The organism is Leisingera sp. S132, assembly GCF_025144465.1.
Classification (GTDB): Bacteria; Pseudomonadota; Alphaproteobacteria; order Rhodobacterales; family Rhodobacteraceae; genus Leisingera.
Window position 1 is genome coordinate 3,925,350 of sequence record NZ_CP083553.1, and the last position, 20,940, is coordinate 3,946,289.

The 20,940-nt window shown below is 60.9% G+C and carries 20 protein-coding genes; 9 read left to right on the top strand and 11 right to left on the bottom strand.

What is annotated here, in order from left to right:
- Window positions 1–66 precede the first annotated feature (66 nt).
- Both K3725_RS19370 and serA read left to right on the top strand, forming a co-directional pair.
- On the top strand, window positions 67–1,221 hold the full coding sequence (locus tag K3725_RS19370; protein WP_260016856.1) for a phosphoserine transaminase: 1,155 nt from the start codon (window positions 67–69) through the stop codon (window positions 1,219–1,221).
- Between the two features lie 64 nt (window positions 1,222–1,285).
- Window positions 1,286–2,881: a phosphoglycerate dehydrogenase gene (gene serA / locus K3725_RS19375; RefSeq protein ID WP_260016857.1), complete on the top strand. Its 1,596-nt coding sequence runs from the start codon at window positions 1,286–1,288 to the stop codon at window positions 2,879–2,881.
- A gap of 55 nt (window positions 2,882–2,936) precedes the next feature.
- On the opposite strand, the gene K3725_RS19380 is transcribed toward serA, so the two are convergent.
- The gene (locus K3725_RS19380) at window positions 2,937–3,329 is read right to left on the bottom strand and encodes a hypothetical protein (protein ID WP_260016858.1); all 393 of its coding nucleotides are present in this window, start codon (window positions 3,327–3,329) and stop codon (window positions 2,937–2,939) included.
- A 177-nt stretch (window positions 3,330–3,506) separates the two neighbouring features.
- Here K3725_RS19380 and K3725_RS19385 point away from each other — a divergent pair, with 177 nt between their 5' ends.
- Window positions 3,507–4,235 (top strand): metallophosphoesterase family protein, encoded by a 729-nt coding sequence (locus K3725_RS19385; RefSeq protein ID WP_260016859.1) that lies wholly within the window; start codon window positions 3,507–3,509, stop codon window positions 4,233–4,235.
- 79 nt (window positions 4,236–4,314) lie between these two features.
- On the opposite strand, the gene tdh is transcribed toward K3725_RS19385, so the two are convergent.
- Both tdh and K3725_RS19395 read right to left on the bottom strand, forming a co-directional pair.
- Complete coding sequence (tdh, locus tag K3725_RS19390; protein WP_260018646.1) at window positions 4,315–5,343, bottom strand: L-threonine 3-dehydrogenase; 1,029 nt, start codon at window positions 5,341–5,343, stop codon at window positions 4,315–4,317.
- A 14-nt stretch (window positions 5,344–5,357) separates the two neighbouring features.
- Complete coding sequence (locus K3725_RS19395) at window positions 5,358–6,545, bottom strand: glycine C-acetyltransferase (RefSeq protein WP_260016860.1); 1,188 nt, start codon at window positions 6,543–6,545, stop codon at window positions 5,358–5,360.
- Between the two features lie 161 nt (window positions 6,546–6,706).
- On the opposite strand from K3725_RS19395, the gene K3725_RS19400 reads away from it, so the two are divergent.
- Window positions 6,707–7,108 (top strand): VOC family protein, encoded by a 402-nt coding sequence (locus tag K3725_RS19400; protein ID WP_260016861.1) that lies wholly within the window; start codon window positions 6,707–6,709, stop codon window positions 7,106–7,108.
- A gap of 77 nt (window positions 7,109–7,185) precedes the next feature.
- On the opposite strand, the gene K3725_RS19405 is transcribed toward K3725_RS19400, so the two are convergent.
- Both K3725_RS19405 and K3725_RS19410 read right to left on the bottom strand, forming a co-directional pair.
- On the bottom strand, window positions 7,186–7,392 hold the full coding sequence (locus tag K3725_RS19405) for a cold-shock protein (protein ID WP_260016862.1): 207 nt from the start codon (window positions 7,390–7,392) through the stop codon (window positions 7,186–7,188).
- A gap of 533 nt (window positions 7,393–7,925) precedes the next feature.
- The gene (locus K3725_RS19410; RefSeq protein ID WP_260016863.1) at window positions 7,926–8,492 is read right to left on the bottom strand and encodes a helix-turn-helix domain-containing protein; all 567 of its coding nucleotides are present in this window, start codon (window positions 8,490–8,492) and stop codon (window positions 7,926–7,928) included.
- Window positions 8,493–8,690: 198 nt separating this feature from the next.
- On the opposite strand from K3725_RS19410, the gene K3725_RS19415 reads away from it, so the two are divergent.
- Together K3725_RS19415 and K3725_RS19420 are read left to right on the top strand one after the other, a co-directional pair.
- Complete coding sequence (locus K3725_RS19415; RefSeq protein WP_260016864.1) at window positions 8,691–9,866, top strand: acetyl-CoA C-acyltransferase family protein; 1,176 nt, start codon at window positions 8,691–8,693, stop codon at window positions 9,864–9,866.
- Between the two features lie 262 nt (window positions 9,867–10,128).
- Window positions 10,129–10,515, top strand: coding sequence for a response regulator (locus tag K3725_RS19420; RefSeq protein WP_260016865.1), 387 nt, complete (start codon window positions 10,129–10,131; stop codon window positions 10,513–10,515).
- Window positions 10,516–10,517: 2 nt separating this feature from the next.
- Here the strand turns inward: K3725_RS19420 and K3725_RS19425 are convergent, their stop codons facing one another.
- The 5 genes from K3725_RS19425 to ubiE form a co-directional block, all read right to left on the bottom strand.
- Window positions 10,518–11,606, bottom strand: coding sequence for an ATP-binding protein (locus tag K3725_RS19425; protein ID WP_260016866.1), 1,089 nt, complete (start codon window positions 11,604–11,606; stop codon window positions 10,518–10,520).
- 166 nt (window positions 11,607–11,772) lie between these two features.
- The gene (locus K3725_RS19430; RefSeq protein WP_409201579.1) at window positions 11,773–15,069 is read right to left on the bottom strand and encodes a chemotaxis protein CheB; all 3,297 of its coding nucleotides are present in this window, start codon (window positions 15,067–15,069) and stop codon (window positions 11,773–11,775) included.
- A gap of 78 nt (window positions 15,070–15,147) precedes the next feature.
- Window positions 15,148–15,582 carry a response regulator gene (locus tag K3725_RS19435; RefSeq protein WP_260016868.1) on the bottom strand — a complete coding sequence of 145 codons (435 nt, stop codon included), beginning with the start codon at window positions 15,580–15,582 and terminating at the stop codon, window positions 15,148–15,150.
- A gap of 273 nt (window positions 15,583–15,855) precedes the next feature.
- Window positions 15,856–17,385, bottom strand: coding sequence for a 2-polyprenylphenol 6-hydroxylase (gene ubiB / locus K3725_RS19440; protein WP_260016869.1), 1,530 nt, complete (start codon window positions 17,383–17,385; stop codon window positions 15,856–15,858).
- Between the two features lie 3 nt (window positions 17,386–17,388).
- Window positions 17,389–18,141, bottom strand: coding sequence for a bifunctional demethylmenaquinone methyltransferase/2-methoxy-6-polyprenyl-1,4-benzoquinol methylase UbiE (gene ubiE / locus K3725_RS19445; RefSeq protein WP_039184344.1), 753 nt, complete (start codon window positions 18,139–18,141; stop codon window positions 17,389–17,391).
- Window positions 18,142–18,227: 86 nt separating this feature from the next.
- Here ubiE and mutM point away from each other — a divergent pair, with 86 nt between their 5' ends.
- From mutM to rpsT, 3 genes are all read left to right on the top strand, one after another.
- Window positions 18,228–19,079, top strand: coding sequence for a bifunctional DNA-formamidopyrimidine glycosylase/DNA-(apurinic or apyrimidinic site) lyase (mutM, locus tag K3725_RS19450; protein WP_260016870.1), 852 nt, complete (start codon window positions 18,228–18,230; stop codon window positions 19,077–19,079).
- Window positions 19,080–19,142: 63 nt separating this feature from the next.
- Window positions 19,143–19,919, top strand: coding sequence for an enoyl-CoA hydratase (locus tag K3725_RS19455; RefSeq protein WP_260016871.1), 777 nt, complete (start codon window positions 19,143–19,145; stop codon window positions 19,917–19,919).
- 212 nt (window positions 19,920–20,131) lie between these two features.
- Window positions 20,132–20,395 (top strand): 30S ribosomal protein S20, encoded by a 264-nt coding sequence (gene rpsT / locus K3725_RS19460; protein ID WP_019295144.1) that lies wholly within the window; start codon window positions 20,132–20,134, stop codon window positions 20,393–20,395.
- 186 nt (window positions 20,396–20,581) lie between these two features.
- Here rpsT and K3725_RS19465 read toward each other — a convergent pair whose 3' ends face one another.
- Window positions 20,582–20,794, bottom strand: coding sequence for a hypothetical protein (locus tag K3725_RS19465; protein WP_260016872.1), 213 nt, complete (start codon window positions 20,792–20,794; stop codon window positions 20,582–20,584).
- Window positions 20,795–20,940: the final 146 nt, after the last annotated feature.

Consider the following 20,940-nt stretch of genomic DNA (forward strand, 5'->3'; position numbering starts at 1 on the left):
CACACTAGCTCTGATCACGGGACACCCCTCCCCAACGAGGGGCGCTTATCTGGAAGGGTAGCTTTAATGGCTATTGAACAACCTGCCGCGCGGCCGGCCAATCCGCGTTTTTCGTCCGGCCCCTGTGCCAAACCCCCCGTCTTTGATCTGAGCAAACTTGCAGGCGCGCCGCTGGGCCGCTCGCACCGTGCTGCGGTGGGCAAGGACAAGCTGAAAGCAGCGATCGAAGGCACCCGGGAAATCCTGAACATTCCGGCCGATTACAAGATCGGCATCGTGCCCGCCTCCGACACCGGCGCGGTGGAAATGGCGATGTGGAACCTGCTGGGCGCCCGCGGCGTCGAGATGCTGGCCTGGGAAAGCTTCGGCTCCGGCTGGGTCACCGACGCGGTCAAACAGCTCAAGCTGGACGCCACCGTCAAAACTGCCGACTACGGCCAGATCGTGGATCTCGGCACCGTCGATTTCACCAATGACGTCGTCTTTACCTGGAACGGCACCACCTCCGGTGTGCGCGTCCCCAACGGCGATTGGATTGCAGCAGACCGCGAAGGCCTCACCATCTGCGACGCCACCTCTGCCGCCTTTGCGCAGTATCTGCCCTGGGACAAGCTGGATGTGACCACCTTCTCCTGGCAGAAGGTGCTGGGCGGCGAAGCGGCGCACGGCATGATCATCCTCAGCCCCCGCGCTGTCGAACGGCTGGAAAGCTACACCCCCGCCTGGCCGCTGCCCAAGATCTTCCGCCTGACCAAGGGCGGCAAGCTGATCGACGGCATCTTCCAGGGCGCGACCATCAACACCCCCTCGATGCTGGCGGTGGAGGATTACCTGCTGGCGCTCGACTGGGCCCGCTCGGTCGGCGGCATGGAGGGCCTGCGCGAACGCGCCTATGCCAACCTGGCCGCGGTGCAAAGCTTCGTGCAGGACAATCCTTGGATCGCCTTCCTGGCCGAGCAGCCGGAATACCGCTCCAACACCTCTGTCTGCCTCAAGTTCACCGACGAGCGCATCCAGGACGGCGCGGCCTTTGCCAAGGCCGTGGCCAAACGGCTGGAAGGTGAAGGCGTCGCCTATGACATCGGCGCCTACCGCGACGCGCCTCCGGGCCTGCGCATCTGGTGCGGCGGCACGGTGGAGGCCGCCGATGTGGCTGCGCTGATGCCCTGGATCAAATGGGCCTTCGAGGCCGAGATCGCCGCGCAGACCGAAGCGGCCTGAGCACTCTTTTAAGGCGGGCGGTTGCGCCCGCCGTCCCAGCACAGACATTCCAAGGACCACAGACATGGCTCCCAAAGTACTCATCTCCGACAAGCTGTCCGAGGCCGCAGTCCAGATCTTCCGTGACCGCGGCATCGACGTCGACTTCCTGCCCGACGTGGGCAAGGACAAGGACAAGCTGGCGGAAATCATCGGCCAGTATGACGGCCTCGCCATCCGCTCCGCCACCAAGGTGACGGAAAAGATCCTGGAGAACGCCGGTAACCTCAAGGTGATCGGCCGCGCCGGTATTGGCACCGATAACATCGACAAGGAAGCCGCCTCCAAGCGCGGCGTCATTGTGATGAACACCCCCTTCGGCAACATGATCACCACTGCCGAACACGCGATTGCGATGATGTTCGCTGTCGCCCGCCAGCTGCCGGAAGCCTCGGCGTCCACCCATGCCGGCAAATGGGAAAAGTCCAAGTTCATGGGGGTTGAGCTGACCGCCAAGACCCTGGGCGTGATCGGTGCCGGCAACATCGGCGGTATCGTTTGCGACCGCGCCCGCGGCCTCAAGATGAAGGTTGTGGCCTTCGACCCCTATCTGAGCCAGGAAAAGGCCGACAAGATGGGCGTCGAAAAGGTTGAGCTGGATGAGCTTCTGGCGCGCGCCGACTTCATCACCCTGCACGTTCCGCTGACCGACCAGACACGCAACATTCTCTCCAAGGAGAACCTGGAGAAGACCAAGAAGGGTGTGCGCATCATCAACTGTGCCCGTGGCGGCCTGGTGGACGAGGGCGCGCTGGCCGAACTGCTGACCTCCGGTCACGTGGCGGGCGCCGCCTTCGACGTGTTTTCGGTCGAACCGGCCAAGGAAAACGCCCTCTTTGGCCTGCCCAACGTGGTCTGCACCCCGCATCTGGGCGCCGCCACCACCGAGGCGCAGGAAAACGTCGCCCTGCAGGTGGCCGAGCAGATGTCCAACTACCTGCTGACCGGGGCCGTGGAAAACGCGCTCAACATGCCCAGCGTCACGGCTGAGGAAGCCAAGGTCATGGGACCCTGGATCAAGCTGGCCGATCACCTGGGCAGCTTTGTCGGCCAGATGACCGACGAGCCGCTGAAGGCGATCAACATCCTCTATGACGGTGTCGCCGCAGGCATGAATCTTGACGCGCTGAACTGCGCGGTGGTTGCGGGCATCATGAAACGCTCCAACCCGGAGGTGAACCTGGTCTCCGCGCCGGTCGTCGCCAAGGAACGCGGTGTCCAGATCTCCACCACCAACCAGGACAAGTCCGGCTCCTTTGACGGCTACATCAAGGTGACCGCGGTGACCTCCAAGCGCGAACGTTCGGTGGCCGGCACCGTGTTCTCCGACGGCAAGCCGCGCTTCATCCAGATCAAGGGCATCAACATCGAGGCCGATGTGGGCGCGCATATGCTCTACACCACCAACGAGGACGTGCCCGGCATCATCGGCACCCTGGGCCACACCCTCGGTGATCACGGCGTCAACATCGCCAACTTCACCCTGGGCCGGTCCGAGGCCGGCGGCGAAGCCATCGCGCTTCTCTATGTGGATAATGAAGTCCCGGCAGAAGTGCGCGCCAAACTGGCGGAAACCGGTCTGTTCAACCAGATCAAGCCGCTGCAGTTCGACGTCGCCTGACCAGTTCGGCCAGTCTCTTGCAGAAGCCCCCGCCTGTGCCGCGGGGGCTTTTCCTTTATCTCTGCTGCGCGAAGGCTGCCTTCTCCGGCCGGCTGCGCAGGACAACAACGCCGAACAGCAGCATCGACACCAGCGCCGCCAGCGACCCGGCTTTTGCCAGCATCTCGGTCTGCTCCAGAATTGCCAGCGGAATGCCGGGAACCAGAAGTGCCAGTGACAGCACGGTTGCAGCCAGATGGAGCCGCGGCAGCCCGCCTTCACCGGCGCTTGGCACCAGGTGATAATAAAAGGCATAGATTGCGCAGCTGACCCAACCCAGCAGGTTCAGATGCCCATGCGCAGGCGACAGCAGGTGATCCTGGCTCGCCGACATCTGGATCCCCCAAGCCATACCGCCCAGGGCGCAGGCCACTGCAACCAGCATGAACACCCGTGCAATTCCATTCATCCTTTGTCCCTCCCTTGACGCGGTTCCGTTTCTTCCATCGCCGGACACCGCGGATTTCGAAGCGCCAGCCTAACATACTTCTTTGATTTTTGGGGAATCCGGCTGCACCTCCCTTTCCGCGGGGTTGAGGTGCACGGCCCGATCCGGCATCAAAACGGCAAGAGCAAAGGACAGCAGATGACTTCCCCGATCTACGCCATTGGCGACATTCACGGCCAGCTCGCCATGCTGGAACAGGCGCTGGCGCTGATCGAGGCGGACGGCGGCGCAGATGCCCGCATCGTGTTCCTCGGGGATTACACAGACCGCGGCCCGGACAGCCGCGGTCTGATCGAACGGCTGCTGCAGGGCCAGGCGGCGGGCCGCAGCTGGATTTTCCTCAAGGGCAACCACGACCGCATGTTCTCAATGTTCCTCGAGAGCTACCCGCGCAACGACGCCCGGCTTCTCGTCGGCTACCACTGGCTGCACGACCGCATCGGCGGCATTGAGACCCTGCAGTCCTACGGCGTCCAGGTCGAAGAAAGCGACCGCATCTACCAGACCCACGCCCGTGCCCGCGCTGCAGTCCCGCAGGCGCATCTAGACTTCCTGGCAGGCCTCAAACCCTGCCACCAGGAGGGCGAACTGCTGTTCGTCCACGCGGGCATCCGCCCCGGCCTGCCGCTGGAGTGCCAGAGCGAGGACGACCTGATCTGGATCCGCCAGGAATTCCTGAACGACGAACGCGCCCACCCCTGGCTGGTGGTGCATGGGCACACTCCGGGGAAACGGGCGGAGCATCACGTGAACCGGGTCAACCTCGACAGCGGCGCCGGCTATGGCCGCCCGCTCACCGCTGCGGTGTTCGAAGGCCGCGACTGCTGGCTGCTGACAGAAGCGGGCAGGGTGCCGCTGAGACCCTGATCTGCATTTCATCTTTCTCGAAATACTCTGGGGGAGAGCGCCAAAGGCGCGAGGGGGCAAAGCCCCCCTCAACCGGCCGTCACGTCCAGTCCAGCACCACCTTGCCGCTGGAGCCTGATTTCATCGCCGCAAAGCCTTCGGCGAAATCATCGACGCCGAACCGGTGGGTGATGACCCGGCTCACATCCAGCCCGTTCTGCAGCATGGCAATCATCTTGTACCAGGTCTCGAACATCTCGCGACCGTAGACCCCTTTGAGGGTGATCGCCTTGAACACGATCCGCGACCAGTCGACCGGCGACTTGCCCGGCGGAATGCCAAGGAGCGCAATCTTGCCGCCCATCACCAGCGCCTCCACCATCTGATCCAGTGCGGCCTGCGAACCGGACATCTCCAGCCCGACGTCAAAGCCCTGCTTCATGCCCAGCTCCCGGATCACGTCCTGCAGCTCTTCCTTGGACACATCCACCGTGCGCACCGCCGGCATCACATGCGCAGCCAGCTTCAAACGGTCCGGGTTAATGTCGGTGATCACCACATGCCGCGCCCCGGCATGTTTCGCCACCGCCGCGGCCATGATGCCAATGGGGCCTGCCCCGGTGATCAGAACATCCTCCCCCAAGAGATCAAAGCTCAGCGCCGTGTGCACCGCATTGCCCAAGGGGTCCAGGATCGCGCCGATCTCGTCCGGAATGTCATCCGGCAGCGGCACCACGTTAAAGGCCGGCAGCTTCAGATACTGGGCAAAAGCTCCCTGCTCGTTCACCCCGATGCCGCGGGTGCCCGGGTCCAGGTGGAACTTGCCGGCCCGGCTCTGGCGCGAGTCGGTCTTGATCAGATGCCCCTCGCCGGAGCAGCGCTGCCCCACCGTCAGATCGGTGACATTGCGGCCGATCTCGACAATCTCGCCCGCGAACTCATGGCCGGTGATCATCGGCACCGGCACGGTGTGCGCGGCCCATTCATCCCAGTTCCAGATGTGGATGTCGGTGCCGCAGATGCCGGTTTTCTTCACCTTGATCAGCACCTCGTCGGGGCCGATCTCCGGCACCGGCGCCTGCACCATCCACAGGCCCTCCTGCGGATGGCTCTTTTCCAGCGCCTTCATCGTGTTCGGACGGCTCATGACAGGATCCCCAATTCCTTGCCCACCTTGCCAAAGGCGGCCAATGCCCGGTCCAGCTCATCCCGTGTCAGCGCCGCATTCATCTGAGTGCGGATCCGCGCCTGGCCGCGCGGCACGACAGGGAAGAAGAAGCCGGAGACATAGACGCCCTCGTCGAACAGACGCGCCGCCATATCCTGCGCCAGCTGCGCTTCGCCCAGCATCACCGGGATGATCGGATGCTCACCCGGCAGCAGGTCAAAGCCCAGTTTCTCCAGCCCCGCGCGCCAGTATTTCGCATTCTCGAACAGCTGCGCCCGCAGCCCGTCCCCTTCCTCCACCAGCCGGATCGCCTCCAGCCCGGCAGCAACAATCGATGGCGGCAGCGAATTGGAGAACAGATAGGGCCGCGCCCGCTGCCGCAGCAGGTCGATCACCGGCTGCGGCCCGGCGATGTAACCGCCGATGGCCCCCCCAAGTGCCTTGCCCAAGGTTCCCGTCAGGATATCCACGTCCACCCCGAAATGCTCCGGCGTGCCGGCGCCTGTTGCGCCCATGAAGCCGGTGGCATGGCAGTCATCCACCATCACGATGGCATCGTATTTGTCCGCCAGCGCCCGGATCTCCGGCAGCTTCGCCAGATAACCGTCCATCGAGAACACGCCGTCGGTAGCGATCATGATATGGCGTGCGCCGTCCTCGCGGGCTTGCTTCAGCCAGGCCTCCAGGTCGTTCATATCGCTGTTCAGGTAGCGGTAGCGCTTTGCCTTGCACAACCGGATGCCGTCGATGATCGAGGCATGGTTCAGGCTGTCGGAGATGATCGCATCCTCCGGCCCCAAGAGCGGTTCGAACAGCCCGCCATTGGCGTCGAAACAGGCGGCGAACAGGATCGAATCATCCTTGCCCAGGAACTTCGCCAGCCTCTGCTCCAGCTCCCGGTGGATATCCTGGGTGCCGCAGATGAACCGGACAGAGGCCATGCCGAACCCATTCGGCTCCATTGCATCCTTGGCGGCCTTGATCAGGGCGGGGTGGTCGGCCAGACCCAGATAGTTGTTGGCGCACAGGTTGATCACCTCGCGTCCGCCAACCGTGATCTCGCCCCCCTGCGGGGAGGTGATCATTCGCTCGCGCTTGTACAGCCCCTCACCCTTGATCTGGGCCAGCGTGTTGGAGATGTCGGTCAGAAAAGCAGTGGACATGCGCAAACTCCCTTGGTGTCTCGAGTCGCGTGTCTATCATAGCGGATGCGTTTCCGGAATACAGGATTTCAGCATTGCGGAAAAAAATCCGTGAAACTGGAATGTGTGGGTGAAAATCCGCCGAACCGGACTATTTGTCCCGGCAACAGGGAGGGCACGGCATGGCCAGAGTCACGGGAATAGGCGGGGTTTTCATCAAGGCGCGCAGCGACGCCAAGGCGCTGGCAGAGTGGTACAGCGACCGTCTGGGACTGGATCTGCAGGAGTTCGGCGGTGCGGTGCTGAACTGGCAGGACGACACCGCAGAGGATGGCGGCCTGACCGTCTGGGGCACGGCCGATGCGGACGGCACCTGGTTTGACCCCAGCACTGCCGGTTTCATGATCAACTACCGGATCGACGATATGGACGGGATGATCGCGCAGCTCAAGGCCGCAGGTATTTCCATCCTGAAAGGGCCGGACACCTATGAGAACGGCCGTTTTGCCTGGATCATGGACCCGGAGGGCAACAAGGTGGAACTGTGGGAGCCAAAGCTCTGGGATGAGAAGAACAAGGGCTGACCTGCAAAAGAAACTGCCCAAAAGAAAACGCGGCCCCCCGTGGGGAGCCGCGCTTCCAATCAGCAAAGCTGTCTGGCTTACACCAGTTCCAGGTTCACCGCCGACTCGCGGCCGTCACGGCCGGGCTCGATGTCGAAGGTGACTTTCTGGTTGTCCGCCAGGCCGGTCAGGCCGGAACGCTCAACAGCGGAGATGTGCACGAACACATCTTTGCTGCCGCCGTCGGGTGCGATGAAGCCGAAGCCTTTGGTGGTGTTGAACCATTTTACGGTGCCGGTGGCCATATCCGTAGTCTCCTAATTTTGCTGCCCGCGGAACTGCGGCAGCCTGGCGTAGTCGGTCTGGATCGAGAGACTGATAACGCCGCAGAGCGGGAGACAGTGGATCGACAAGAATAACGTTAGCGGACCACATATGGTCTGTCCCCCCGAGTCGTTCAAGGGGAATGTGCATAAAAGGCCCAAGGTGGGGTATTCTTGCCGAGAACTGCCAGCGGGTACTGCCGCCGCCGATGGAACGGGTTTGAACTACCCATTCTTCCTACAGGAGCAACAGCGCAAGCCCCCAGGGCAGCTATTTCCGTTGTCGGCACCCTCCAGGTCGGGCAGGGTCCTTACCAACTTTTTCAAGACCCAAATTCATTTATTGCAATAATCACCAATGCGGATAGCGACACGAAGACAGCCATCCCAAGGAACACAATTAGGAACAATCGAACCGTTGCCGCGAAAAACTGAAGACGCCTGCTGAGCGAGCTTCGAAACTTCTTAAACACTGTTTGATGGTTCCTTTTCAAAGCGCCTTTTTTTGCTCAAAATCAAGCATTCTTCACAATCAGAAACACCCGCGCAGGCCCCTCGGGCGCGGTGATCGAATGGGCCACATCGGCGGCATAGCGGGCGGTGTCGCCGGCCTGCAGCTGGTCCCTGGCATTGCCTGAGCTGACCGTGATTTCGCCCTCCAGCACCGTCAGTTGCTCCAGTGCGCCGCGGGTGTGGGGCTGGCTGACCAGCGCGCCGCCTTGATCAAAGCGGATGTCATAGACCTCGTGCCCCCCGGCCTCTTCCGGCGGCGACAGGATGCGGATGCGGCAGCCCTGGCCCATGTTCTCGATCTTGGGCACATCGCTCGCGCGCAGCACCTCAATCCGGTCCTGCATGTCGCCCGCTTCCAAGAGGCCTGCAAAATCCACCTGCAGCGCGCGCGTGAGGTTCCACAGCGTCGCAATGGTGGGGGAGCTTTCGCCGCGCTCAATCTGGCTCACCATCGAGCGGCTGACGCCCGACAGGTTGGCGACCGCTTCCAGGCTCAGGCCTTGCGCGCGGCGCGCCTCTTTCAGGCGGGCGGGCAGCAGGGTCAGGATATCGTCTGTGTTTTCCGTCATGACGGATTCTCTGCTCTGACGGGCGGCATTTGTCAATTGATCCGGCAAATCGCGGATGCTGCGCCGCGGCGGTGCACAGGGGGTGTACAAGGGGTGCACAGGGGGTGACGCCGCGTTTCCATGACGGCACGTCCCGGCAGACAGGCCCATGCTGCGGGCGCATACTGGCGGTAACGCAGGAGTTGAGGAGTAAGACCAATGACAGATATCGTGATCCTGGATGGCGCCCGCACCGCCATCGGCACCTTTGGCGGCGCGCTGGCAAACACCGCGCCGATCGACCTGGCTGCCACCGTGTCCAAAGCGGCGCTGGAGCGTTCCGGGGTGGAGGGCGCGCAGATCGGCCATGTGGTGTTCGGCCACATCATCAACACCGAACCCCGCGACATGTACCTGAGCCGGGTCGCGGCGATGCAGGCGGGGGTGCCGGACGTGGTGCCGGCAATGAACGTGAACCGCCTCTGCGGTTCCGGCGTGCAGGCAATTGTATCCGCTTATCAATCGCTTGCCTTGGGGGACGCAGAGTTCGCCCTGGCTGGCGGCGCCGAGAACATGTCGCGCAGCCCCTATATCCTCCAGCAAAGCCGCTGGGGTGCCAAGATGGGGGATGTGAAGTCGCTCGACATGATGCTGGGCGCGCTGAACTGCCCGTTCGGCACCGGCCATATGGGGGTGACGGCAGAGAATGTCGCCGATGAGCACGCCATCACCCGCGAGCAGATGGACGCATTTGCGCTCACCAGCCAGAGCCGTGCCGCCGCGGCCATCGAAGCCGGACATTTCAAGTCCCAGATCGCACCGGTCGAGGTGAAGGTGAAGCGTGACATGGTGCCTTTCGAAGTGGACGAGCACCCGAAGGCCACCACGCCCGAGGCGCTGGCTGGACTGCGGGCGGTGTTCCAGAAGGACGGTCGCGTAACTGCCGGAAATGCCAGCGGAATCAACGACGGCGCTGCAGCTATGGTGCTGTCCACGGCGGCTGCGGCTGAACGGGCCGGGCTGAAACCGAAGGCCCGCATTCTGGGCTATGCCCATGCGGGAGTGCGTCCTGAAGTGATGGGTATCGGTCCAGTGCCCGCAGTGCGCAACCTTTTGGAGAAAACTGGTCTGTCCGCCGCTGATTTCGACGTCATCGAGTCGAACGAAGCCTTCGCCTCCCAAGCCTTGGCCGTGAACAAGGAATTGGGGCTGGATCCGGCCAAGGTGAACCCCAACGGCGGCGCCATCGCGCTGGGCCATCCGGTTGGTGCGACAGGTGCCATTATCACCCTGAAAACAATGTATGAATTGGAGCGTACCGGTGGTTCCAAAGGGCTGATCACCATGTGCATCGGCGGCGGTCAGGGCATTGCCCTGGCGATTGAGCGCCTTTGACACAACACGGCATCGGGGCCGGCATACGGCCCCGTGCCTGCCCTGACCCGCCAGCCGAAGCGGCTTTTATGGGCAGGTTACGGTTCTTTGGTATACAATAAATACAATCTAAAGTAGTATTAATTGTATGGTGAGAATCGCTTTAAGTTACACCTTTCTTGCTATGAGCGCGCTGGAATGAGCTCCGTAGAGCTTTGAAAAGCCAGCCAAAGGTGATGCGGCTGCGCAGTCAGCGCCGGCCGCAGACTGGTAAGGGGGCGTAATGCCAACAAAGGTGCTGCTACTGGAAGATGACGCAGGTGTCCGTTTCACCTTTACAATGGCCCTGCAGAATGCCGGATACGACGTCAAATCCGTTGCCAGCTGCGCCGAAGCGATTGCTGCGCTTTCAGACATCGAGACAGGCATCTTGATCCTGGATCTGAAGATCGGGGAAGATATGTCGCTGCCGGTGGCTGACTATGCCGCCCTCATGCGCCCGGACATGCCGGTCGTCTACATAACCGGCAGCCGCCTGTTCACCGGCGGCGAATTGTTTGGGCTGAGCCGCAATATCCGCTGGGTGCTGCACAAGCCGGTCAACTTGCCTGATCTTGTCAGCATGATCGACTATGTCGCCGGTCAGATGGTCACCGCAGAGGCCTGCTGACCCTAGCCGAAAGAAATGGTGAAGACAGCGCCTTTGCCGGGTTCAGCATCCGCAGTGAGCAACCAGTTGTGGCGGCGGCAGATCTCAGCGCAAGTCGACAACCCAATGCCGCTGCCTTCGATTTCGCGGTGCGCCCGGCGAAAGGGCTGAAGGATCATGTGCCGGTCTTCCGGATCAAAGCCGGTTCCATTGTCCGCAACCGACAGGTTCCACCGGTCCCGCCCGGCGCCGCTGAGATCAATGGTGATCTGCAAAGACCGGTCGGGATGCCGGTACTTTATCGCGTTCGACAACAGGTTGGTGAGTACCAGGTGCAGCAATGTCGGATCTGCATGCATCCGGAAGCCGTCACCGTTGACACGGATTTTCCCGCCGCAGGCTTGCAGCTCCTGAGACAGGCTTGTGCATGCCTCAGACACCGCGTCCCGTGCAGCGATTTCCTGGACGTTTATTCTGGCTGACGTCGACACGGAATGGTCCAGCAGCTCGGTCGTCAGCCGATCCATTTGCCGGGTGGCCCGGGTCATGTGCTGCAGGAAGTCCCGCGCTGTTTCGGGCAGGTCGCCGGCGTAATGCTCCCAGAAATAGTGCAAGGAGCCGCTAAGGGTGCTGATCGGTGTGCGAAGGTCATGGGATGCTGCGTGGGCGAAGGCCTCCATCGACAGCAGGGTTTCCTGCAGCTTCAGGTTGGCGTTCTTGGCGCCGTGCAGCTCGCTGTTCAGCTTGCTGCGCAATTCATTCATCTGCCGGAGAGAATCCGCGGCCACCCTGAGCTGGTCGTGGGTCAGCAGGATCAGCCGTTCTCCCTGTGCATTGGAGCGCAGCAAAGAAACGCGGAACTCCGTATCCGGAGATGCCGCCGTGCGGATGCCGGCGGTCATTGGCAGGGTCATGGCACCCTTGGCCGTTCCATCCCGGAGCCGCTCGACGACGCGTTCTGTTTCGAGCGTCGTCAGCTTGCTGATACAGGTTCCGTTCAGCGTGCCGCATCCAGGCTGGGTGGCGGGGGCAAAGCTGCGCTCTGCCCGCCGGTTGCAGACAAGAATACGGCCGTTCCAGTCGAGAATGAATGATGCGTAAGGGGAGGCCAAATAGGCTCTCCCCAAAAGTTCAGCCTCAAGGGCGTCATTTCCCGCCGGCAACTGCATCAAAGCCGGTCGTCGAAAGCTTCGCGAAAATGTGCGTGAAGGCACGGCTGCGGAGGCCAGAACCTGGGGCAGGTGCGTTCCGGACGCTTATTTTTCAAGCTCGCCTGGGTCACTCGGGTCCGCTCCGGTAAAGCTTCATACCGCCAAAGACATGGGTCGTACGGCCGGCCCCGTCCTGACGGGCTTGGGCAAACAGCTCGCCATTCTGGTAGCTGCCATCTGCGGACTTCAGCCTGACCGGATAGAGGAAGGGCTGCCCTGCAGTCAGCGCGTCCTGCAGCCCGTCGTTCACAAAGTCCCGATCCTCCGGGTGGAGGCGCTCCAGCAGCGTTTCCACGGAGGGCAAATCCCTGGCCTGATCACATCCCAGCAGGTCGTACATCGGCGCATTCCAGAGCGGCACATTGTTCCTGACGTCAAAGGAAAAGGTGCCGACTGAAAATTGGTTCAGCACCGCTGCGCTGGACCCCAGAATCAGATTGCGTTCCTCGAATTTCGCTTTGTCCCAGCACACGCCAATCAGCTGGAAGTTTTCGCCGTGGGAATCCTGAAAGACCATCATGCTCCCGGCTATCCCAAGCGTGTTGCCCGCATCATCGAAGAAACGGGCTTCATATTCAAAAGACCCGCCTTCCTTCATCAGCTTGTCCAGCCGCGTTTGCAGGCAGGGCTGGTCCTCCGGATGGACCCGGGCCAGCAGCCCCTCAAGATCGAGGCCGGCTTCGGAGTCATCAATTCCCAGAATGGAGTGGGATTCCGGAGAGAGGTACGTCTCCTTGGTCTGCAGGTTCTGCGTCCAGAAACCGACGCTGGTGACCTTGCTGACCAGCTTCAGGACATGGTTGAAGGGCTCGTTGTCGAAACGGGACACAGTGATCGAGATACCGATCAGCTTCTGGTGCTGATCAAGCACTGGGGCCAGGATCAGAGTGTAGTATTCGCTGCCAGAGAAAACCGGAATGCGCCGGGTTTCCTGCAGCCGCAGCACAGAGTTTGCAATGGGCGCCAAAGCCGGGAAACCGGAAGGCAGGTGGCATTGGCTGAGGTGCAGCCCGGTTGGCGGAAGCTCGCCAATTCCAAGCACGTCCTGTGCCACGCGCGACAGCCGCCGGATGATCAGCGCCTGATCCGCCAGAGCAACCGCATAGGGTGAAGACACCAGCATCGCCTCCAGTTCCGAGGCCAGCGCCTGGCGCTCCGCCGAGCTGATCTGCAATTCCTCGTTGACGGTCAGCAGCTCTTCATTTGTGGACTGCAGCTCTTCGTGGGACGTTTCAAGCTCTTCATTGGTGGCTTGGAACTCTTCGTTGTTTGATTGCAGCTCCTCATTTGTGGACTGCAGTTCCTCGTTGGCGGTCTGGAGTTCCTCAATGGTTTGCTGCAGAGCTTCCTGAGTGGAACGGACTTCCAGCTCCATGCGTTCAACATATTCGCGCTGATCGCGGTCCGAGATGTCCTCGAAGTTGAGCTCTTTCTCTTCCTCGAACTTGGTGTTGATCGCCAGCAGGCAGTGCAACTCCCCGCCTTTGTGACTGAAGAACGGAAAAGCCTGCAGCTGAACACGGTTACCATTCGGCAAGTTGAGACTGTGCCATCGGCCATCCCGGCGCTGTTCTTTCCGGATTGCAACCGCGATGAGGCTTGACGCCTCGCTGCGCAGCGGATCGATCAGCATTTTAACGTTCAGTGACGTCGACATGCCGGCCCGGATCTCGCTGTAGATGCTGATATCCCCCAGGACTTCGATGATGTCGCCGTTGCGGGTGCAGATAAGCCCGTTGGGCGCAACGGCACGGGCCAAAGACAAACTGGCTTGATCCGACTGCTCTGCTAAGGACTTTGTTGCAGCCTTGCGAAGCTCCATTGACCGAATGTAAGCGCCGCCGGTTGAACTCGGGGAAATTGTGAGCTCTCTGGAAATGCCGCGGCGCTTTCCGAAAATCTTGTCAGCACCCTGCCGGGCTTCAAAGTAGATGCCCATTTCACCGACTGTTTCCGACGTTCCCAAAAACAGCAGCCCGCTTGCGGAAAGCGAGTAGTGCAGCCGGGAGAGCACGCGTTCCTGCAGCGCAAGATTGAAATAGATCAGAACGTTGCGGATGGTGATCAGATCGATATTGATAAAGGGCGGATCCTGGAAAACATTGTGACGCGAGAACAGCGTCACATTCCGCAGCTCTTGGCGGACAGAGATGTCGCCTTCTCCAAGGATGAAGTATTCCTTCAGGTAGGAGGAAGGAATGTCCTGTACTGCCGATGCCGGGTAAATACCTTTGCGCGCGATCTCGATGGCATTCTGGTCGATGTCAGTCGCAAAGATCTGCACGTTGCTCTTGGTCAGCGCGTGGAGGCCGCCAAGCAGCTCTGCGATCATTATCGCAATTGAATAGGCTTCCTCACCAGTGGCGCAGCCGGCCACCCAAACCCGGATCGGACCGGGGCCGCGGCTTGCCAGCTGCTTTTCCATTTGGTCATTCAGCTTGCGGAACTGTTCACCGTCGCGGAAGAACCGGGTGACCGAGATCAGCAGGTCCCGGTGCAGCGCGTCGACTTCCTCGAGATTCGACCTGCAGAAGTCCACATAGGCTTCATAGTCCTCAATACCCAGTGCCGCCATGCGCCGGGCCACCCGCCGGTTTATGGTGTTTTCCTTGTAGTTGGCAAAATCCACCTGGGTCCGGGCCATCAGGATGGCAAACAGGTCGCTCAGCTTGCTGGGTTCATCCGCGTCGGGCTGCAGCAGCGCCAGATTGCGCGGCCTGGTCAGAATCTTCTCGAAATGCAGGCCGATCTGATCCGGTGTCAATTTCAGGTCGATGCAGCCGGTTTCAATGGCAGAAACTGGCATGCCGTCATATTTCGCCGAAGCCGGATCCTGGGCAATGGTAATGCCGCCGCTTTCACGGATGGCCTGGACGCCATAGCTGCCATCGCTGCCCGTCCCGGACAGCACGATACCAACGCAGCGCTCCGCGCATTCTTCGGCAATGCTCTTGAACAGGCGGTCGGCAGAGGGCTTTGGAGACGCGGGGTGGCCAGCAGGATTGCGCAGCCGCAAGACACCATGGTCCAGCACAACGTCGGTGTCCGGCGGTGTGATGTAGATTGTGCCGGCTTCCGGCTTGGTCTCGCGCCCCAGCTCCATGACCGGCAGCTTTGTTTCGCGTGCGATCAGAGAGGACAGCACGCTTTTGTGAGTGGGCGACATGTGCTGCGCAATGACATAAATGGCGTTGGCTGCAGGCGGAAGGTTCTGCACCAGGGAAGACAGCGCCTCCAGCCCGCCGGCAGAAGCGGCGATACCGACCACATGGAGGCCGTTTTCCTCTTCGGAGGCTTGCAACTTTTCTCCTTCCGGTGAGGCAGAGCTGGTACCAGCACTCATCTTCTGATCCATATCTTCCATTTGTCGTCGGCCGTTTCGCATGAATGTCAAAAAGGATTTACCCACTCCCGAAGCTGTCCGGGATGTGAAGCGCGGGATCTATGCCGCTGCGCAGAATTTGTCGATGATTTTCAGAATCCGGCCCGGAGAAACAGGTTTGGGCGTAAAACCGTCCATGCCCAGCTTTTTTACAACTGCCTCGTCGTGATAGGCGACATCTGCAGTCACGGCGACGATCGGAACATTGTTGGGGGGACTCATCGGCGCTTCCCGAATCTTCTTGGTCGCGTCGACCCCCGAAAGCAGCGGCATGTGAAGATCCATCAGAATCAGGCCGTACTCGCTTGGGGCGCTGCTGAGTATGTCGATGCAGGTTTGACCATTCTCTGCGATACCGACTTCGACCCCAAGAGCAGTGATGATCTCGCGCATCATGTAGCGTGTGAATTCGTCATTTTCGACGAGCAGAACTTTACGCGGGTTGTTCATCAACTGGTTCCGTTGTTGCTGCAGCTTGAAGTAGGAACAAGACATTCCGTCACGGCCATACTGCAAGTATGAATTGGCAGGCTTAACAGTGCTCCTGCTGCATCAGGTACTTAAGCGGGAAATCTGGTCAAGGCTCCCGCTGCCATAATGGGGTTGTTTAACCTGTTGGTCAACGTGTCAAGAGTGCTTGCACTTCGTCCAATAGGCGAGTCTCGAGGGGGCAATTGCTGGTCTGATTGCCGGAGCATCCGATAGGCCTCCGGCTGGAAATCCGGGCTGGCCTGGGAAGGTGCGGCGATTGTTCTTGTATTTTCTTGTTCAGACCAGCAAGGCAATCACCGCGCAGACGCCAGTCGCACCGGCTGCGCCCAGCACCGCGGGCGCGATCCAGCTTCGTGTGCTGCGTGGCCGTGCGCCATTCTGCGCGGCCTGCGCGATCAGCGCCTGTTCCACCAGAGCAGGCAGGCGGGGGCCAAAGCGGGCCATGACCTTGGCTGTGTCCAGCAGGTCGGTGACAACTGCGCGGGGGCCGATGGATTTCTTGATGTAGTCCTCAACCACCGGGCGCGCGGCTTCCCAGATGTTGATATGCGGGTCGAGTGAGCGGGCGACGCCTTCAACTACCACCATGGTGCGCTGCAACAGGATCAGCTCGGTCCGGGTTTCCATCCCGAAACGCTCTGTCACTTCGAACAGGTAGTTCAGCAGCCGGCCCATCGAGATCTGCGAGGCGTCCATGCCGAAGATCGGTTCGCCCACAGCGCGCAGGGCACGGGCGAATTCATCGACATCACGGTTGGCAGGCACATAACCGGCCTCGAAATGGACCTCGGCCACGCGTTTGTAGTCGCGTTTGATGAAGCCATAAAGGATTTCGGCGTAGACCCTGCGGGTGTACTCGTCGATGTGGCCCATGATCCCGAAATCATAGGCGATAATATCACCGTTGCTTGCCACCTTGAGGTTGCCCTGGTGCATGTCAGCGTGGAAGAAGCCGTCGCGCAGAGCGTGGCGCAGGAATAGTGACAAAACCCGGTTGGCAAGCAGTTTGCGATCGTGGCCGGCTGCATCCAGGGCATCATTGTCGCCCAGCGGGTTGCCGTCTGCCCAGCCCATTGTCATCACCCGGCGGGCAGAATAGGCCCAGCGGATTTCTGGCAGCTGGAAGCCTTCGTCATTGAGGGTGTTGGCGGCGAATTCCGACGCGGCGGCGCTTTCCAGCCGCAAGTCCAGCTCGCCCTGCACAACGCCGTCGAAATGCTCGATCACGTCCATCGGCTTCAGGCGGCGGGCGCCGGGCGCGAACAGGTCGACGATGCGGGCCGCGAAATAGAAGGCGTCCACATCCTTGTTGAAGGCGCGCTCGATGCCGGGGCGCAGAACCTTGACGGCAACTTCCTCGCCGGTTTCGGCCAAAGTGGCGCGGTGCACTTGGGCAATGGAGGCCGCCGCCACCGGATCGCTGAAATCGGAGAAGATTTCCGAGGCAGGGCGGCCCAGTTCCTTTTCCACCTCGGCCAGCGCCTCGGCGCGGGAAAACGGGGGCAGTTTGTCCTGCAGCACTCGCAACTGGTTGGCCAGATCCTTGCCCACCACGTCCGGCCGGGTCGAGAGTACCTGCCCAAACTTGATGTAGGCAGGCCCCAGAGCGTTCAAGGCGCGGGTTTCGGGCGGCATTGCCGGATCCCCTTTGTAGCCCAGCCATTTGAACGGCCAGCCCAGGGTGCGCGCCAGCATGCGCAAGGGTTTTGGCGCTTCAAACGCCTCCAGCACGGAATGCATGGCGCCTGTGCGCTCGAAGGTGGCGCCTGTGCGGATCAGGCGCAGGATATTATGAGGGCCGCGCATGGGTCAGATCTTCCAGCCGGAATGCAGGCAGGCGATGCCCATCGACAGGTTGCGGTACTTGGCGTTTTCGAACCCCGCCTGCTTCACCATGCCAAGGAAGGTTTCCTGATCCGGGAAGTTGCGGATCGATTCCACCAGATACTGGTAGCTGTCGTAATCCCCTGCAATCATCTGCCCCATCCGCGGGATCACGTTGAAGGAATAGAGGTCATAAAGCTTCTGCAGCCCGTCATTGGGCAGCTGCGAGAACTCCAGCACCATCAGCCGCCCGCCGGGGCGCAGCACCCGGTAGGCCTCATTCAAAGCCTCCTGCGGGCGGGTCACGTTCCGGATGCCGAAGGAGATGGTGTAGACGTCGAAGGTATTATCCTTGAACGGCAGCTTCATCGCGTCGCCGGTAACCCAATCGAGGCTGTCGGCCATCTGCTCAGCTTCGGCGCGCTTGCGGCCCTCTTCCAGCATCGGGCGGGTAAGGTCCAGCACGGTGGAGTGGCCATGGCCCGCACGCTTCAGGAAGCGGAAGGAGATGTCGCCCGTTCCGCCGGCCACATCCAAGAGCCGCTGGCCGGGACGCGGCGCGAGCCAGTCCATCATCGCGTCCTTCCAGACCCGGTGAATGCCGACGCTCATCACGTCGTTCATGATGTCGTATTTCGAGGCGACCGAATTGAAGACACCCTGCACGCGGCCTGCCTTCTCCTCCTCGCGGACGGTTTCAAACCCAAAATGGGTGGTGTTGTCGCTCGTGTTGCTCATCAGGCTTGCCGTTTGCTGAGTTTCGCCCTTGTTATAAGGCGCTGTGGGGCAGGCACAATGCGGCCCGTTGGTTCAGGAGGGGTGTAATGCCAGAATTGCCCGAGGTCGAGACGGTGAAACGCGGTTTGGCGCCTGCGATGGAGGGCGCAGTGATCGTGAAGGCGCAGGTGAACCGCCCGGATCTGCGCTGGCCGTTTCCGGAAAGGATGGCTGAGCGGCTGACTGGTGCGCGGGTGAATGCTATGCGGCGGCGGTCGAAATACATCCTGGCAGATCTGGATACCGATGAGACGCTGCTCATTCACCTCGGCATGTCCGGGCGGATGACGGTTTCCGGCGATCCGCTCGGGCAGTTTGCACATGAGCATCCGCAGGCGGAGAAGCATGACCATGTGGTTCTGGACATGGACAACGGCGCCCGTATCACCTTCAACGATCCGCGCCGGTTCGGGGCGATGGATCTGCTGGAAACCGCAACCGCCGGAAGCCACAAGCTGCTGTCGGTGCTGGGGCCGGAGCCCTTGGGCAATGATTTCCACGAAGATCACCTGGTTGCCGCCTTCAAAGGGCGCAACACGCCGGTCAAATCCGCATTACTGGATCAGGGAATCATCGCGGGCCTTGGTAACATCTACGTCTGCGAAGCGCTGTTCCGCGCGGGAATTTCGCCACGCCGCAAGGCCGGGCAGATTGCCGCGCATCGGGTGGCAGCGCTGGTGCCGATCATCCGCGAAGTGCTGCAGGATGCCATTCGCGCGGGCGGGTCATCGCTCAAGGATTTCAGGCAAGCTTCTGGAGAACTTGGGTATTTTCAGCATAGTTTCGATGCCTACGGCCGCGAGGGAGAGCCCTGCCGGCGCGAGGGTTGCGCCGGGTCAATTGCCAGAATCACCCAGTCGGGGCGCTCCACCTTCTACTGTGTAAAGTGCCAAAGATAGCTTGATCAGAGGGACCCTTTTGGTAAGGACTCAGGACAGAACGGAACAACCGAAAGAGAAATCATGGCCTACGAGACGATCACCGTCGATGTGCAGGACCACGTTTGCCTTATCAAGCTGAACCGCCCGGAGGCGATGAACGCGCTCAACAAGGAGCTCATTGGCGAGCTTTGCGATGCTCTGGAAGAGGCCGATGCCAGCGACAAGGTGCGCTGTATCGTGCTGACCGGCTCGGAGAAGGCATTTGCCGCCGGTGCCGACATCAAGGAGATGTCGGAATTGAGCTTTACCGAGGTGTTTGCCACCAATCTGTTTGCCGATGCCAACGACCGGATCTCGGCAATCCGCAAGCCCATCATCGCCGCGGTGGCCGGCTATGCGCTGGGTGGCGGCTGCGAGCTGGCGATGCTGTGCGATTTCATCATCGCGGCGGAAACTGCCAAGTTCGGCCAGCCGGAAATCAATCTGGGTGTTGTGGCCGGTATCGGCGGCACCCAGCGTCTGACCCGGTTTGTCGGCAAGTCCAAGTCGATGGACATGAACCTGACCGGCCGCTTTATGAACGCCGAAGAGGCTGAGCGCGCAGGCCTGGTGTCGCGCGTCGTGCCCGCGAAGAAGCTGATTGAGGAGGCTTCCGCAGCAGCGCAGAAGATTGCTGAGAAATCGCAACTGACTGCGATGGCGGTCAAGGAAGCGGTGAACCGCTCCTATGAACTGCCGCTGAGCGAAGGCATTCTGTTCGAACGCCGCGTGTTCCATTCGATGTTTGCAACCGAAGATCAGAAAGAGGGCATGGCCGCCTTTCTGGAAAAGCGCGAAGCGCAGTTCCGCGACAAGTAAGCGGCGCATCAGACACCGGAACGGCGGGCGGTTCGGCCCGCCGTTTTGCATTCCGGGCCGGCGCCCTTGCATTTCCGTGCAGAGTTGGGTAAACGCCGCCCTCAATACATGCGCGTGCAGCCCGCTCAGGCTAGAATCACACCGGTGACTGATCCGGGGCTGGCTGGCATTGCGTCCGATAGAAACAGAACCCGAAGATAAGGTCAGACACCATGGCAAATTCGCCCCAGGCCAAGAAGCGCGCACGTCAGAACGAAAAGCGCTTTGCCGTTAACAAAGCCCGTCGTTCGCGCATCCGCACCTTCCTGCGTAAAGTTGAAGAAGCCATCGCGTCCGGCGACAAGGAAGCAGCAACCGCAGCTCTGCGTGCGGCTCAGCCCGAGCTGATGCGCGGCGTCACCAAAGGTGTGTATCACAAAAACACCGCTTCCCGGAAAATCTCGCGCCTGTCCGCACGCGTGAAGGCACTGGCCTGAGATTCGCTCCGCTGAGCAGGCTCACGGGCCTTTGAAAAGTTGTCAGGGCGCTGCAGATTGCAGCGCCTTGTTTTTTGGGAAAACCCTTGCCGGGACTCGCTGGGCGCAGGAGATTCTTTGCCGCCAAAGACAGAGTCAACATCATAGTTTCGTTGCCGCTGCCCCCCTCAAATTGCTACCACTGTATCAGCGATTCACTCGCTGGGGGGACAGGCTGCTCGCGGCAATCTTGACGGGCATCAAGATTGCCAGGTTGCTCGGCATGATGCGTACTTGATACGCAGTTTTGCCGTGATCCACTGCTGTATCGGTTATGGTCAGCAGCCTTGTCTCAATTGTGTGCGATACTGTTCGTAACGGCGATTCTGCCGCATTCTGCGGTTTCTTCTGCTGTTTCAAGCGAACGTCGAGCCTTCGGGTAATGCGGCCACTGCTGGTCCGCACACGGTGACCCTGTGCGTGAATGCCCCCCGGGTGGTTGGGGGATAGAATAGAATTGGCCCGGCAAAGGGGCCGCTGCTTTTTGGGGATGCGTGAGGCGCAGC

Coding starts and splice junctions, on each gene's coding strand:
- K3725_RS19370 (WP_260016856.1), top strand. CDS start 67: ATGGCTATTGAACAACCTGCCGCGCGGCCGGCCAATCCGCGTTTTTCG.
- serA (WP_260016857.1), top strand. CDS start 1,286: ATGGCTCCCAAAGTACTCATCTCCGACAAGCTGTCCGAGGCCGCAGTC.
- K3725_RS19380 (WP_260016858.1), bottom strand. CDS start 3,329: ATGAATGGAATTGCACGGGTGTTCATGCTGGTTGCAGTGGCCTGCGCC.
- K3725_RS19385 (WP_260016859.1), top strand. CDS start 3,507: ATGACTTCCCCGATCTACGCCATTGGCGACATTCACGGCCAGCTCGCC.
- tdh (WP_260018646.1), bottom strand. CDS start 5,343: ATGAAGGCGCTGGAAAAGAGCCATCCGCAGGAGGGCCTGTGGATGGTG.
- K3725_RS19395 (WP_260016860.1), bottom strand. CDS start 6,545: ATGTCCACTGCTTTTCTGACCGACATCTCCAACACGCTGGCCCAGATC.
- K3725_RS19400 (WP_260016861.1), top strand. CDS start 6,707: ATGGCCAGAGTCACGGGAATAGGCGGGGTTTTCATCAAGGCGCGCAGC.
- K3725_RS19405 (WP_260016862.1), bottom strand. CDS start 7,392: ATGGCCACCGGCACCGTAAAATGGTTCAACACCACCAAAGGCTTCGGC.
- K3725_RS19410 (WP_260016863.1), bottom strand. CDS start 8,492: ATGACGGAAAACACAGACGATATCCTGACCCTGCTGCCCGCCCGCCTG.
- K3725_RS19415 (WP_260016864.1), top strand. CDS start 8,691: ATGACAGATATCGTGATCCTGGATGGCGCCCGCACCGCCATCGGCACC.
- K3725_RS19420 (WP_260016865.1), top strand. CDS start 10,129: ATGCCAACAAAGGTGCTGCTACTGGAAGATGACGCAGGTGTCCGTTTC.
- K3725_RS19430 (WP_409201579.1), bottom strand. CDS start 15,069: ATGGAAGATATGGATCAGAAGATGAGTGCTGGTACCAGCTCTGCCTCA.
- K3725_RS19435 (WP_260016868.1), bottom strand. CDS start 15,582: ATGTCTTGTTCCTACTTCAAGCTGCAGCAACAACGGAACCAGTTGATG.
- ubiB (WP_260016869.1), bottom strand. CDS start 17,385: ATGCGCGGCCCTCATAATATCCTGCGCCTGATCCGCACAGGCGCCACC.
- ubiE (WP_039184344.1), bottom strand. CDS start 18,141: ATGAGCAACACGAGCGACAACACCACCCATTTTGGGTTTGAAACCGTC.
- mutM (WP_260016870.1), top strand. CDS start 18,228: ATGCCAGAATTGCCCGAGGTCGAGACGGTGAAACGCGGTTTGGCGCCT.
- K3725_RS19455 (WP_260016871.1), top strand. CDS start 19,143: ATGGCCTACGAGACGATCACCGTCGATGTGCAGGACCACGTTTGCCTT.
- rpsT (WP_019295144.1), top strand. CDS start 20,132: ATGGCAAATTCGCCCCAGGCCAAGAAGCGCGCACGTCAGAACGAAAAG.